At 60.3% G+C, this 12,308-nt stretch carries 14 protein-coding genes; 6 read left to right on the top strand and 8 right to left on the bottom strand.

Going from position 1 to position 12,308, the window contains the following annotated elements:
• The first annotated feature begins 47 nt into the window (after window positions 1-47).
• From hemA to H8F23_RS26865, 6 genes are all read left to right on the top strand, one after another.
• Complete coding sequence (hemA, locus tag H8F23_RS26890; RefSeq protein ID WP_007951716.1) at window positions 48-1,334, top strand: glutamyl-tRNA reductase; 1,287 nt, start codon at window positions 48-50, stop codon at window positions 1,332-1,334.
• Entirely contained in the window at window positions 1,331-2,413 is a 1,083-nt protein-coding gene (prfA, locus tag H8F23_RS26885; protein ID WP_095050606.1) for a peptide chain release factor 1, read from the top strand. The genes hemA and prfA overlap by 4 nt, the downstream gene beginning before the upstream one ends.
• Window positions 2,414-3,244 carry a peptide chain release factor N(5)-glutamine methyltransferase gene (gene prmC / locus H8F23_RS26880; protein WP_093441428.1) on the top strand — a complete coding sequence of 277 codons (831 nt, stop codon included), beginning with the start codon at window positions 2,414-2,416 and terminating at the stop codon, window positions 3,242-3,244. It abuts the gene before it with no gap.
• Window positions 3,238-3,993 (top strand): molybdopterin-synthase adenylyltransferase MoeB, encoded by a 756-nt coding sequence (locus H8F23_RS26875; RefSeq protein ID WP_194936382.1) that lies wholly within the window; start codon window positions 3,238-3,240, stop codon window positions 3,991-3,993. Before prmC ends, H8F23_RS26875 begins: the two co-directional genes overlap by 7 nt.
• Window positions 3,986-4,777: a glutamate racemase gene (gene murI / locus H8F23_RS26870; RefSeq protein WP_194936381.1), complete on the top strand. Its 792-nt coding sequence runs from the start codon at window positions 3,986-3,988 to the stop codon at window positions 4,775-4,777. Before H8F23_RS26875 ends, murI begins: the two co-directional genes overlap by 8 nt.
• Window positions 4,778-4,889: 112 nt before the next feature.
• Complete coding sequence (locus H8F23_RS26865; RefSeq protein ID WP_093441419.1) at window positions 4,890-5,408, top strand: acyloxyacyl hydrolase; 519 nt, start codon at window positions 4,890-4,892, stop codon at window positions 5,406-5,408.
• Window positions 5,409-5,500: 92 nt separating this feature from the next.
• Here the strand turns inward: H8F23_RS26865 and H8F23_RS26860 are convergent, their stop codons facing one another.
• Genes H8F23_RS26860 through phrB form a run of 8 tightly spaced genes read right to left on the bottom strand, consistent with a single transcriptional unit; the run spans window position 5,501 to window position 12,290 of the window.
• Entirely contained in the window at window positions 5,501-5,806 is a 306-nt protein-coding gene (locus tag H8F23_RS26860; RefSeq protein ID WP_077574517.1) for a YkgJ family cysteine cluster protein, read from the bottom strand.
• Between the two features lie 52 nt (window positions 5,807-5,858).
• Window positions 5,859-6,350 (bottom strand): DUF2878 domain-containing protein, encoded by a 492-nt coding sequence (locus H8F23_RS26855; protein ID WP_194936380.1) that lies wholly within the window; start codon window positions 6,348-6,350, stop codon window positions 5,859-5,861.
• Complete coding sequence (locus H8F23_RS26850) at window positions 6,343-7,608, bottom strand: SAM-dependent methyltransferase (protein ID WP_194936379.1); 1,266 nt, start codon at window positions 7,606-7,608, stop codon at window positions 6,343-6,345. Before H8F23_RS26850 ends, H8F23_RS26855 begins: the two co-directional genes overlap by 8 nt.
• Window positions 7,595-8,410: a DUF1365 domain-containing protein gene (locus H8F23_RS26845; RefSeq protein WP_194936378.1), complete on the bottom strand. Its 816-nt coding sequence runs from the start codon at window positions 8,408-8,410 to the stop codon at window positions 7,595-7,597. Before H8F23_RS26845 ends, H8F23_RS26850 begins: the two co-directional genes overlap by 14 nt.
• Entirely contained in the window at window positions 8,407-9,654 is a 1,248-nt protein-coding gene (locus H8F23_RS26840) for an NAD(P)/FAD-dependent oxidoreductase (RefSeq protein WP_194936377.1), read from the bottom strand. Before H8F23_RS26840 ends, H8F23_RS26845 begins: the two co-directional genes overlap by 4 nt.
• Window positions 9,651-10,433, bottom strand: a complete 783-nt coding sequence (locus tag H8F23_RS26835) for an SDR family NAD(P)-dependent oxidoreductase (RefSeq protein ID WP_194936376.1) — start codon at window positions 10,431-10,433, stop codon at window positions 9,651-9,653. The genes H8F23_RS26840 and H8F23_RS26835 overlap by 4 nt, the downstream gene beginning before the upstream one ends.
• Entirely contained in the window at window positions 10,430-10,852 is a 423-nt protein-coding gene (locus H8F23_RS26830) for a nuclear transport factor 2 family protein (protein WP_093441392.1), read from the bottom strand. The genes H8F23_RS26835 and H8F23_RS26830 overlap by 4 nt, the downstream gene beginning before the upstream one ends.
• Window positions 10,845-12,290, bottom strand: a complete 1,446-nt coding sequence (phrB, locus tag H8F23_RS26825; RefSeq protein WP_194936375.1) for a deoxyribodipyrimidine photo-lyase — start codon at window positions 12,288-12,290, stop codon at window positions 10,845-10,847. The genes H8F23_RS26830 and phrB overlap by 8 nt, the downstream gene beginning before the upstream one ends.
• Between the last annotated feature and the right edge of the window lie 18 nt (window positions 12,291-12,308).

Genomic DNA, 12,308 nt, shown 5'->3' with positions numbered 1-12,308 from the left:
TCGAAGGTGGACAATTGCCGGCTTCACGTCACCATCAGCGACCTTGAATGGCCTTCCTTGCACTCGGTATCAACCACAAGACTGCTTCAGTAGACGTCCGCGAGCGCGTGGCCTTTACGCCTGAGCAGCTTGTTGAGGCCTTGCAGCAGCTCTGCCGACTCACCGACAGCCGCGAAGCTGCGATCCTCTCGACCTGCAATCGCAGTGAGCTTTATATAGAACAGGATCAGCTTTCTGCCGATATCGTGCTGCGCTGGCTGGCCGACTATCACCATTTAAGCCTCGATGAGCTGCGCGCGAGTGCTTATGTGCATGAAGATGATGCGGCAGTTCGTCACATGATGCGCGTCGCCTCCGGGCTCGACTCGCTGGTGCTGGGCGAGCCGCAGATTCTTGGCCAGATGAAATCGGCCTACGCCGTGGCCCGCGAGGCCGGCACCATCGGGCCGTTGCTGGGGCGACTGTTTCAGGCAACCTTCAATGCCGCCAAACAGGTGCGCACCGACACCGCCATCGGTGAAAACCCGGTATCGGTGGCGTTTGCCGCCGTCAGCCTGGCCAAGCAGATTTTCAGTGATTTGCAGCGCAGTCAGGCTCTGTTGATCGGCGCCGGCGAGACCATCACTTTGGTCGCCCGCCATTTGCACGAGCTGGGGGTCAAGCGCATCGTCGTCGCTAACCGCACACTGGAACGTGCCAGCCTGCTGGCCGAGCAGTTCGGTGCTCACGCGGTGTTGCTCTCGGACATCCCGGCCGAACTGGTGCGCAGCGATATCGTCATCAGTTCAACCGCCAGTCAGTTGCCGATTCTTGGCAAGGGCGCGGTGGAAAGCGCATTGAAACTGCGCAAGCACAAACCGATCTTTATGGTCGACATCGCCGTTCCCCGGGATATCGAGCCGGAAGTCGGCGAGTTGGACGACGTTTACCTCTACAGCGTTGACGATCTCCACGAAGTGGTCGCCGAAAACCTCAAGAGCCGCCAAGGCGCAGCACAAGCCGCCGAAGAGATGGTCTCGGTCGGCGCTGACGATTTCATGGTGCGCCTGCGTGAGCTGGCGGCGGTCGATGTGCTCAAGGCCTATCGTCAACAGAGCGAACGCCTGCGCGACGAGGAGCTGCAAAAAGCCCTGCGCCTGCTGGCCAATGGCGGCAACGCCGAAGACGTGCTCGGGCAACTGGCCCGTGGCCTGACCAATAAACTGTTGCATGCGCCCAGTGTGCAACTGAAAAAGCTTTCTGCCGAAGGCCGCCTCGATGCGCTGGCCATGGCCCAGGAACTCTTTGCCCTCGAGGGCTCACCGGATAGCTTTTCGGATAAAAAACCGCAATGAAAGCGTCACTGCTCAATAAGCTGGACATCCTCCAGGACCGTTTCGAGGAACTGACCGCGCTGCTCGGCGACGGCGAAGTCATTGCCGATCAGGCCAAATTCCGCGCTTATTCCAAGGAATACGCTGAACTCGAGCCGGTGGTTCAAGGCTATAAAAAGCTGCTCAGCGTACAAAGCGATCTTGAAGGCGCGCAGGCGCTGCTCAAGGACAGCGACCCGGACATGCGTGAAATGGCCGTGGAAGAAGTCCGCGAAGCCAAGGAATTGCTGATAACCCTGGAAGCCGACCTGCAACGCATGTTGCTGCCCAAGGATCCCAATGACGGCCGTAACGTCTTTCTCGAAATCCGTGCCGGCACCGGTGGCGACGAGGCGGCGATCTTCTCCGGCGACCTGTTCCGCATGTACTCGCGTTACGCCGAGCGTCGCGGCTGGCGTGTCGAGATCCTGTCGGAAAACGAAGGCGAACACGGTGGCTATAAAGAAGTCATCGCCCGCATCGAAGGCGACAACGTTTACGGCAAGCTGAAATTCGAATCCGGTGCGCACCGCGTACAGCGCGTGCCTGCTACCGAATCCCAGGGCCGTATCCACACCTCGGCCTGCACCGTGGCGGTATTGCCCGAGCCGGACGAGCGCGAAGCCATCGAGATCAACCCGGCGGATTTGCGCGTCGACACGTTCCGTTCCTCCGGGGCCGGTGGTCAGCACGTCAACACCACCGACTCGGCGATCCGCATCACGCACATACCGACCGGCACCGTCGTCGAGTGTCAGGAAGAACGTTCCCAGCACAAGAACCGCGCTCGGGCGATGGCCTGGCTGTCGGCCAAACTCAACGATCAGCAAACCGCAGCGGCGGCCAACGCGATCGCCAGCGAGCGTAAATTGCTGGTTGGTTCGGGCGACCGTTCCGAGCGAATTCGCACCTACAACTTTGCTCAGGGCCGGGTCACCGACCATCGCGTCAACCTGACCCTGTACTCCCTTGACGAGATTCTTGCCGGTGGCGTTGAAGCGGTGATCGAGCCATTGCTGGCCGAATACCAGGCTGACCAACTCGCAGCGATAGGTGAATAAATGACCATCATTGCCAGCCTGTTGCGTGCCGCTGAATTGCCGGATTCACCGACTGCGCGTCTGGATGCCGAGTTGCTCCTTGCCGCTGCACTGGGCAAATCGCGCAGTTTTCTGCACACCTGGCCCGAGCGCATCGTGCCGAGTGAAGCAGCACTGACTTTTGCCGAATACTTGCAACGCCGCCGTAGCGGTGAGCCGGTGGCTTATATTCTCGGGCAGCAAGGCTTCTGGAAACTCGATCTTGAAGTCGCGCCGCACACGCTGATCCCGCGTCCTGACACTGAATTGCTGGTGGAAGCGGCGCTGGAGTTGCTCCCCGCGACGCCGGCCAAAGTGCTCGACCTCGGCACTGGCAGTGGCGCAATTGCGTTGGCCTTGGCCAGCGAACGCCCAGCGTGGAAAGTCACTGCCGTGGATCGTGTGCTGGAAGCTGTCGCACTTGCCGAACGCAATCGTCAGCGTCTGCATTTGAACAACGCCACCGTGTTGAGCAGCCACTGGTTCAGTGCGCTGGAGGGCCAGCGTTTTCAATTGATCATCAGTAACCCGCCATACATTGCCGCGGCCGATCCGCATCTGGTCGAAGGCGATGTGCGCTTCGAGCCGACCAGTGCATTGGTCGCCGGTGAGGATGGACTCGATGATCTGCGTTTGATCGTTGCGCAGGCCCCGGAACATCTGGAGGCCGCTGGCTGGCTGATGCTTGAACACGGCTATGATCAAGCCGAAGCCGTGCGCGATCTGCTGCTCACGCGCGGTTTTGAAGAAGTCCACAGCCGCACCGATCTGGGCGGTCATCAACGCATCAGTCTGGGGCGCCTGCCGTGCTGAATGATCAGGAATTGCTGCGCTATAGCCGGCAGATTCTGCTGCAACACATCGACATCGACGGGCAATTGAAGCTCAAGGACAGTCGCGTACTGATCGTCGGCCTCGGCGGTCTCGGCGCTCCGGTGGCGTTGTATCTGGCGGCGGCGGGTGTCGGTGAATTGCATCTGGCGGATTTCGATACGGTCGACCTGACCAACCTGCAACGCCAGATCATTCATGACACCGACAGCGTCGGCATGAGCAAGGTCGACTCGGCGCTCAAGCGTCTGGGCGCGATCAATCCCGAGATTCAATTGATCGCTCATCGTCAGGCGCTGGACGAGGATTCTCTCGCGGCTGCCATGGCGGCGGTGGATCTGGTGCTCGACTGTTCCGATAATTTTTCCACCCGCGAAGCGGTCAATGCTGCGTGTGTGGCGGCGTGCAAACCTTTGGTCAGCGGCGCGGCGATTCGGCTGGAAGGGCAGTTGTCGGTGTTCGACCCTCGTCGTGCCGAGAGTCCGTGTTACCACTGTTTATACGGGCACGGCAGCGAAGCCGAACTGACTTGCAGCGAAGCCGGTGTGGTCGGGCCGCTGGTCGGTCTGGTCGGCAGCTTGCAAGCACTGGAAGCCTTGAAGGTCTTGGTCGGTTTCGGTGAGCCGCTGGTGGGCCGTTTGCTGTTGATCGATGCCCTCGGTTCGCGTTTCCGTGAGTTGCGGGTCAAGCGTGATCCAGGCTGCAGCGTCTGTGGTCCGCGCCATGCGTGAAGCGCCGATCGGCGTGTTCGACTCCGGTGTCGGCGGCTTGTCGGTGCTGGCGGAAATCCAGCGTTTGCTGCCCAATGAAACGTTGCTCTATGTCGCCGATTGCGGGCACATTCCCTACGGTGAGAAAACTCCGGAATTCATCCGTCAGCGCTGCAGCGTGATGGCCGGTTTTTTCCGTGAGCAGGGTGCCAAGGCGTTGGTCATCGCGTGCAACACCGCGACGGTCGCGGGTGTCGCCGATCTACGCCGTGATTTCCCTGACTGGCCGCTTGTTGGCATGGAGCCTGCGGTCAAACCTGCCGCTGCCGCGACCCGCAGCGGAGTGGTCGGCGTGCTCGCCACCACCGGCACATTGCAGAGCGCCAAGTTCGCCGCACTGCTTGATCGCTTTGCCACCGACGTGCGCGTGATTACTCAGCCATGTCCCGGTCTGGTCGAGCTGATTGAAAGCGGCGATTTGCACAGCGCCGAGTTGCGCCAGTTGCTGCAAGGCTATGTCGACCCGCTGTTGGCCAGTGGTTGCGACACGATCATTTTGGGCTGCACCCACTATCCCTTTCTCAAGCCGATGCTCAAGTCGATGATCCCCGCGGACATCAGCCTGATCGATACTGGCGCAGCCGTAGCGCGGCAACTTCAGCGGCTTTTGGCGGAGCGCGATTTGCTCGCGGCCGGTCCGAACCAGGCGGTCAGATTCTGGACCAGCGCCGATCCTGCGTACTTGAAAAAAATCCTGCCGCTATTGGGCCAGAGTGCCGACGAAGTGCAAAACTTCAGCTTGTAAAAAAATTGTGAAATAACTAAAACTTCAGCTGAACTTCTGAGCAGGCGCTAGCTTCTATAGCGATGAGTTATCTAGAAAACCAAACGATCGTTCCGGAAAAGGAAGTTTCAACGTGAAGCGACTATTCTGCTTGGCCGCGATTGCGGCCGCACTGATGGGGCAAAGTTTTACTGCACAAGCGGCCGGTGTTGAGTTTGCGGTGGGGGCTACCAGCGACTCGACCATGACGTACCGCCTGGGCATGAATTTCGACTGGGACAAGAGCTGGCTGCAAAGTGACGTCGGTCGTCTGACCGGTTACTGGAGCGGGGCTTACACCTACTGGGAAGGCGACAAGACCTCCAGTAATAACAGTCTGTCGTTCTCGCCGGTATTTGTTTACGAGTTTGCCGGTCAATCGGTCAAACCGTATGTGGAGGCGGGGATTGGTGTCGCGGCGTTCTCCAATACCAAGTACGAATCCAACAATCTCGGCGGCTCTTTCCAGTTCGAAGACCGCTTCGGTTTTGGTCTGCGTTTCAATGGCGGACATGAAGTCGGGATTCGTGCGACGCACTATTCCAACGCCGGTCTGGCCAGTGACAACGACGGGGTAGAAAGTTACTCGCTGCATTACACAATGCCGCTCTAAAAAAGATCAAAAGATCGCAGCCTTCGGCAGCTCCTACATGGGAATGATTTCTCCTGTAGGAGCTGCCGAAGGCTGCGATCTTTTGCTTTAAATCAGCGGTAGGCAGTCGTGATGCCTTTGCGCTCTTCAATGCACTCGGGCGCGCCCATCTCGAACTCGCGGCAGATCAGCGGGCGTTTCTCATAGATCGTGCACATCATCGTGTCGCGATCCAGCGCCGCGCACCAGCCGTCGTCCAGACGCAGCATCACTTCACCACCCCACTCATCGGTATCGATAAAGCGATCTGGCACGCCGGTGTCGGTGATCAACATCACTTCGAGCTGGCAGCAGCACGCCGCGCAGGTCGAACAAGTGACCGCCGGTTCCGTGATTTGTTGGTGGGGAATGGTCTTCATGGCGGCAGTGTAAGGCAGTCGCTGCTGTGCGTGTGAAAGGTCTGACAGACGCTCAGTGAGCCAGCCGCCGAGCCATCCCATGCAGCAACGGAAACAACAACGCCCAGAGCAGGCCGATGCCGATCAGTGTCGGCAGTTCGCCATAGGGAAATTGCACCCCGGCCAGGCGCCCGCCAGCGTAATACGACAGCGCGCCGCCGACAGCGCCGAGTAAGCTCGCCAGCCACCAGGGCCGCGCGCTCCAAGCCAGGCAATGGCGCAAGGTGGTCGCCAACAATGCCCAGAGCAACATCAGCCATAACGGAATTAGCGGCGACTGGTCCTGAAACGCGAACACCCCGGCACCACGCAACACACTGTCGACAGCGGTGCCGACAATCACCACGCTGAGCATCAAACGACCCTCAGCCGCCCAACTGCTGATCCAGCGCAGATGGATCACCAGCACCGCCAGCGCGACCAGCAACCACAAACTGTTGCCGCCGAGCACGCAGGTCAGCCAGCCGATCTGGAACAGTACGGCATTGGCGACACGCTCAAGCATCGAAGCGTCCGAGCAGCGGCGCAGTCATTGCGGCGGGTTTGGCCAATAGCAACTGCGCGGTGCCGATGGTGCGCTCGAGGAAACCGCCCTCGCAGTAACACAGGTAAAACTCCCACAGCCGCAGGAAATAATCGTCATAGCCCAGTTCGCTCAAGCGGCCATGGGCGCGGCGGAAGTTCTCGTGCCACAGGCGCAGGGTACGGGCGTAGTGCAGGCCGAAATCTTCCATGTGCAGCAGGTTCATGTCGGTGTCGCGGCCGACCACTTCGAGCATTTTCTGCACGCAGGGCAGGGCGCCGCCGGGGAAGATGTAGCGCTGGATGAAATCGACGCCGCGCTTGGCCTGTTCGTAACGCTGCTCGCGGATGGTGATCGCCTGGATCAACATCAGGCCGTTGCTCTTGAGTAACTGCGCGCACTGTTTGAAGTAGGTCGGCAGGAAGCGGTGGCCGACGGCTTCGATCATCTCGATCGACACCAGTTTGTCGTATTCGCCGGTCAGGTCGCGGTAGTCCTTGAGCAACAGCGTGACGCGATCCTGCAAACCCAGTTGTTCGATGCGTTGCGCGGTAAACGCGTACTGCTCTTTCGACAGGGTCGTGGTGGTTACGCGGCAGCCGTAATGTTGCGCGGCATACAGCGCCATGCTGCCCCAGCCGGTGCCGATCTCCAGCAAATGGTCGCTGGGTTGTAGCGCGAGCTTCTGACAGATCCGCTCCAGTTTGTTCAGTTGTGCCTGTTCGAGGCTGTCTTCCGGGGTCAGGAATTGCGCTGCGGAATACATCATGGTCGGGTCGAGAAACTGCTCGAACAGGTCGTTGCCAAGGTCGTAGTGTGCGGCGATGTTCTTCTGCGAACCCTTGCGCGTGTTGCGATTCAGCCAGTGCAGACCTTGCACCAACGGCCGGCTGAGGCGGGCCAGACCGCCCTCCATGGCATCGAGCACGTCGAGGTTGCTGACGAACACGCGGACCACGGCCGTCAGATCCGGCGAATTCCAATAGCCGTGGATAAAGGCCTCGCCAGCACCAATCGAACCGTTCCCGGCAACCATGCCCCAGACGGCCGGATCGAGCACATGGATTTCCCCGAGCAAAGCACTGCCCGGGGTACCGAACATCAGGCGTTCGCCGTCCTCGACCACCAGCAGTTGGCCGTTTTTCAACTGAGCCAATTGGCGCAGCACGCCACGGCGCAGCAGCGACCCGGTCAAACCGTTGGTGCTGAGCCGACTGACCGACAGACTAGAGGATTTCATGGCGGTGCTCCTTGGGAGGCACAGTGGCGGTTTGAAAACTGCCGTCGGCAGTCTGATGAGCAAAAATCGGTGCGCGTTTGAGCAGCAGTCGCAGCGCTTGCCAGTAAATGGCCAGGGCGGTCTTCGCGGTCATCCACGGAAAGCGCCGCAGGTAACGATGCAGGCTGCGCCGGTCGAGGCTTTCGCGTTGCAGATTGAGCGTCGCGTCGAACAGTTTGTGCTCGCCCTGCCAGTCAGCCATGTGCACGCCGAGTTTTTGCGCGGCGGGGCTGAAGCTCATGCGGTATTCGAGATCGCGCGGCAGGAACGGCGAAACGTGAAAGGCTTTGGCCACGGCAAAATGCTGATGGAAGTCCTGCAGATTGACCGGCGGGCGCGCCGGCAACACATAGTGATAGCGCTCGCCCCACGGCGTGTTGGTGACTTCACAGACGATCGCCGCCAGTTGCCCGTCCGCCTCATGGCAGTAAAAGAAACTCACCGGGTTGAACGACAGCCCCCAACTGCGCGCCTGAGTCAGCAAGCAAATCGAGCCTTGCGGTTCGTGGCCGATGGCGATGCCGACCTGCTGACGCACGGCATCGATCAGGCGCATGCCACGGCTGGTAAACGTCTTGAGGTAGTCCGTCTCGCGAAATGAAAACGGCGCAAAACGGCTGCGCCCGGCCAGCGGCGACAGTGCAAGTACCGCGTCCTGTTCGCTGAGATCGAGGTAGAGCAAGCCGATCCGGTAACGGAATTCATGGCGGCGCGGCGAAAAACGCCGATGGCCGATCCAGCCGCTATACAGGGCGCTGTTCATAAGCTTTCCCCGAACGCGGCGGCCACGCGCAAGGCACTGACGACACCGTCCTCATGAAACCCGTTGGCCCAGTAAGCGCCGCAATAATGCGTGTGCTGCGCGCCATCCAGTTCGCCCCAGCGCTGCTGCGCCGCCACGGCTGCGAGGCTGAACTGCGGGTGGGCGTAGGTGTAGCGGGCGAGCACTTTGTCGGAGCTGATGCCGGCACTCTGATTGAGGCTGACGCAGAACGTGGTGTCGCTCTGAATGCCCTGCAGAATGTTCATGTCATAGGTGACAGCGGCGTGGGTGTGGCCGGCGCCGCTGAGCCGATAGTTCCAACTGGCCCAGGCCAGTTTGCGCGTCGGCAGCAAACGGGTATCGGTGTGCAGCACCACTTCGTTGTCGGCATAGGGCAGCGCACCGAGGATCGCGCGTTCGGCAACGCTGGGCACCGCCAGCAGTTTCAGCGCCTGGTCGCTGTGACAGGCGAACACCACCCGATCGAAATGCTCAAGGCCTGCCGGGCTGTGGATAACTACGCCATGCACATCGCGATCGACCCGGGTGACCGGACAATTGAGCCGAATCCTGTCCTTGAACGCGGCCGTCAGTGGCGCGATGTAAGCACTCGAGCCGCCTTCGATGACTTGCCATTGCGGCCGATCACTGACTGACAACAGCCCGTGATTCTTGAAGAACCGCACAAAAAACTGCAGGGGGAAGTTGAGCATTTCCGCCATCGGCATCGACCAGATTGCCGAGCCCATCGGCACGATGTAATGCAGGATGAAACGTTCGCCGTAGCCGCCAGCCTTGAGGTATTCGTCGAGGGTGGTGTCGGCGGCAATGCGCAGTTCGACGAGGTCGCGCTGGGCTTCTTTGTTGAAGCGCAGGATGTCGCGCAACATGCCCCAGAACCCCGGCGACAACAGATTGCTGCGCTGGGCGAAGAGGCTGTTGAGGTTATTGCCGTTGTATTCCAGGCCGGTGTCCGGGTCGGTCACCGAGAAACTCATTTCCGTCGGCTTGAACGCCACGCCAAGCTGGTCGAGCAGGCGGATAAAGTTCGGATAGGTCCAGTCGTTGAAGACGATGAAACCGGTGTCCACGGCATATTGACGGCCATCGACGGTCACCGGCACGGTGTGCGTGTGGCCACCGACCCAGTCGCCCGCCTCGAATACCGTGACTTCATGGCGGCGATTGAGCAGGTAGGCGCAGGTAAGCCCGGCGATGCCGCTGCCGACGATGGCAATTTTCATGTCGGATCCGTCAGCGGAGGCGACTTGCGCACCATGCGCTTGCCGATGGCCAGTTGCACGCGTGCCGGCAGTTTCGACAGCGGCCAGAGCGCGGCCATGAACAGCGCCGGAAAAGCGATCTCCAGCGGCCGCTCCTTGAGCTTGGCGAAGATATGCCGCGCGGCTTTGTCCACAGGCCAGCTCAAAGGCATGGGGAAATCGTTTTTGGCGGTCAGCGGGGTTTCCACAAAACCGGGGCTGATGACTGTGACTTCAATGCCTTCGTCGGCGAGATCGATGCGCAGCGATTCGAACAGGTAACGCAAACCGGCCTTCGAGGCGCCGTAGGCTTCGGCCCGTGGCAACGGCAGATAGGTCACCGAACTGGCCATGCCGACCAAGTGCGGCGCGGTGCCTTTGCGCAACAGCGGCAGGGCGGCCTCGATGCAGTAGCTGCTGGCGAGCAGGTTGGTGCGCACCACATGCTCGATGATCGAGGCGTCGAACTGCTTGGCATCGACGTACTCGCAGGTGCCGGCGTTGAGAATCACCGAATCCAGCGAACCCCAGTCCGTGGCGATCTGCTCGCCGATTTCGCGAACCGTCTGGCTGTTGGTCAGGTCCCCCGGCACCACCAGAACTTGTCCCGGATAGCGTTGCGACAAGACCTTGAGCGGGGCGATCTGACGGGAACTGACCGCCAGGTGCGCACCGGTTTTCAGGATCTCTTCAGCCAGCGCGGCGCCGATGCCACTGCTGGCCCCGGTCAACCAATAGCGCCGTGGAGGTGTACGACTCATCCCATTCTCCTTTTCAGCCAGGCAATGACCCGGCCCAATACTGGTAAATGCTCATACAGCAGCGCCCCGGCATCGAAATAATCCCGATGGCGATAAACCTTGTCGTGCCACAGCAGATGCGAGCAGCCGCTGACACGAATCACACGGCCACCCGCCAGGCGCGGATGGCGATAACTCATGACCCAGCGCAGGTAGCCTTCGCAGTCGCCGATCTGGTCAAAACCATGAAAATCGAAACGCAGTTCGCTGACGTTGGCGTACAACTCGCCAAAGTAGTCGCGCAATTGCGCCAACCCTTGCACCTCGTGCAGCGGGTCGGTGAAATGAATGTCATCGCTGTACAGCTCGCCGAGGTTTTGCAGGTTGTCTTTGTTCAACGCTGAAAATTGCCGGGCGAAGCGGCGCAGGAATTCACTCATCATCGCCTCCGGTAGACGTACGCGAAGGCAGGTTCTTGAAGGCGGCCAATGCGCGCTGGCGCGAAGTGCTGAGGTTGACGATCGGCGACGGGTAGTCAGCCGCGCCGAACAAACCACCGACGTCGGCCGGGTTGTGCACTTCTTTCTTGTTGAGAGCCGCCAGTTCCGGTAGCCAGTGCTTAATGAACAGGCCTTCGCTGTCGAACTTTTCCGACTGGCTCAAAGGATTGAAGATACGAAAGTACGGCGCCGAATCGGTGCCCGTCGACGAGCTCCATTGCCAGCCGCCGTTGTTCGCCGCCAAGTCGCCATCAATCAGGTGACGCATGAAAAAACGCTCGCCTTCGCGCCAGTCGATCAGCAGGTTTTTGGTCAGGAACATCGCCACGATCATGCGCAGGCGATTGTGCATCCAGCCGGTTTCGAGCAATTGGCGCATGGCCGCGTCGATGATCGGCAGACCGGTGCGCGCCTCTTGCCACGCGGCGAGATCGTCCGGTGCATCACGCCACGCCAGCGCTTCGGTTTCCGGGCGAAACGCGCGGTGCCGCGAGACCCGTGGATAGCCGACCAGAATGTGTTTGTAGAACTCGCGCCACAGCAGCTCATTGATCCAGGTAACCGCACCGACCTTGCCGCTTTCGAATTCGCCCTGATTGCTTTGCAGGGCGGCGTGCAGGCATTGGCGCGGGGAAATCACCCCGGCGGCGAGATACGCCGAGAGTTGGCTGGTGCCGGGCTTGGCCGGGAAGTCGCGTTCGCTTTGGTAATAGTCGATCTGCGCGTCGGTGAAGGTATCGAGACGGCGCCGGGCTTCCTGTTCACCGGCCGGCCACAGATCGCGCAGGGATTGGCTCGGTGTGGCGAAGCCTTTGACGGAGTCGGGAATCGGGTCGCTGTCGATGGCAAGTTTTGCCTGTTTGCCTGGGGCCTTGACCAACGCAGGCATCGAGCGGTGCAAGCGTTCATAACAGACTTTGCGGAACTGGCTGAACACCTTGAAGTAACTCTCGGTCTTGGTCAGCACGCTGCCCGGTTTGAACAGCAACTGATCGAGGTAGCTGTGAAACGTGATGCCCTCGGCCTGCAGCGTGTCCGCCACCGCTGCATCGCGACGGCTTTCATGGACGCCATATTCTTCGTTGACGTGGACGGCTTCGATCTTCAGTTGCCGACAGAGCTTGAGCAGTTCCGCTGGGGCTTGATCCCAATGCGCGGCAGTACGGATCAGCAACGGAATATTCAACGCGGCGAGGCTTTTGCTCAGCTCATCGAGGTTGCGCAACCAGAAGTCGACCTTGCACGGCGCATCGTCATGTTCCAGCCACTGCTGCGGACTCAACAGGTACACGGCGACTGTCGGGCCGCGCGCTGCGGCGGCCGCGAGGGCGGTGTTGTCATGTTGGCGCAAGTCGCTGCGCAGCCAGATCAATTGCATGTCGGCACTCACGGCGTC

The sequence above is a fragment of the Pseudomonas neuropathica genome (assembly GCF_015461835.1).
Classification (GTDB): domain Bacteria; phylum Pseudomonadota; class Gammaproteobacteria; order Pseudomonadales; family Pseudomonadaceae; genus Aquipseudomonas; species Aquipseudomonas neuropathica.
This window is presented reverse-complemented; position numbering and strand designations above follow the sequence as displayed.

Bases quoted from the DNA above. Each gene is read 5' to 3' on its own strand.
- hemA (WP_007951716.1), top strand. From the start codon at position 48: ATGGCCTTCCTTGCACTCGGTATCAACCACAAGACTGCTTCAGTAGAC.
- prfA (WP_095050606.1), top strand. From the start codon at position 1,331: ATGAAAGCGTCACTGCTCAATAAGCTGGACATCCTCCAGGACCGTTTC.
- prmC (WP_093441428.1), top strand. From the start codon at position 2,414: ATGACCATCATTGCCAGCCTGTTGCGTGCCGCTGAATTGCCGGATTCA.
- murI (WP_194936381.1), top strand. From the start codon at position 3,986: ATGCGTGAAGCGCCGATCGGCGTGTTCGACTCCGGTGTCGGCGGCTTG.
- H8F23_RS26860 (WP_077574517.1), bottom strand. From the start codon at position 5,806: ATGAAGACCATTCCCCACCAACAAATCACGGAACCGGCGGTCACTTGT.
- H8F23_RS26855 (WP_194936380.1), bottom strand. From the start codon at position 6,350: ATGCTTGAGCGTGTCGCCAATGCCGTACTGTTCCAGATCGGCTGGCTG.
- H8F23_RS26850 (WP_194936379.1), bottom strand. From the start codon at position 7,608: ATGAAATCCTCTAGTCTGTCGGTCAGTCGGCTCAGCACCAACGGTTTG.
- H8F23_RS26845 (WP_194936378.1), bottom strand. From the start codon at position 8,410: ATGAACAGCGCCCTGTATAGCGGCTGGATCGGCCATCGGCGTTTTTCG.
- H8F23_RS26840 (WP_194936377.1), bottom strand. From the start codon at position 9,654: ATGAAAATTGCCATCGTCGGCAGCGGCATCGCCGGGCTTACCTGCGCC.
- H8F23_RS26835 (WP_194936376.1), bottom strand. From the start codon at position 10,433: ATGAGTCGTACACCTCCACGGCGCTATTGGTTGACCGGGGCCAGCAGT.
- H8F23_RS26830 (WP_093441392.1), bottom strand. From the start codon at position 10,852: ATGAGTGAATTCCTGCGCCGCTTCGCCCGGCAATTTTCAGCGTTGAAC.
- phrB (WP_194936375.1), bottom strand. From the start codon at position 12,290: ATGCAATTGATCTGGCTGCGCAGCGACTTGCGCCAACATGACAACACC.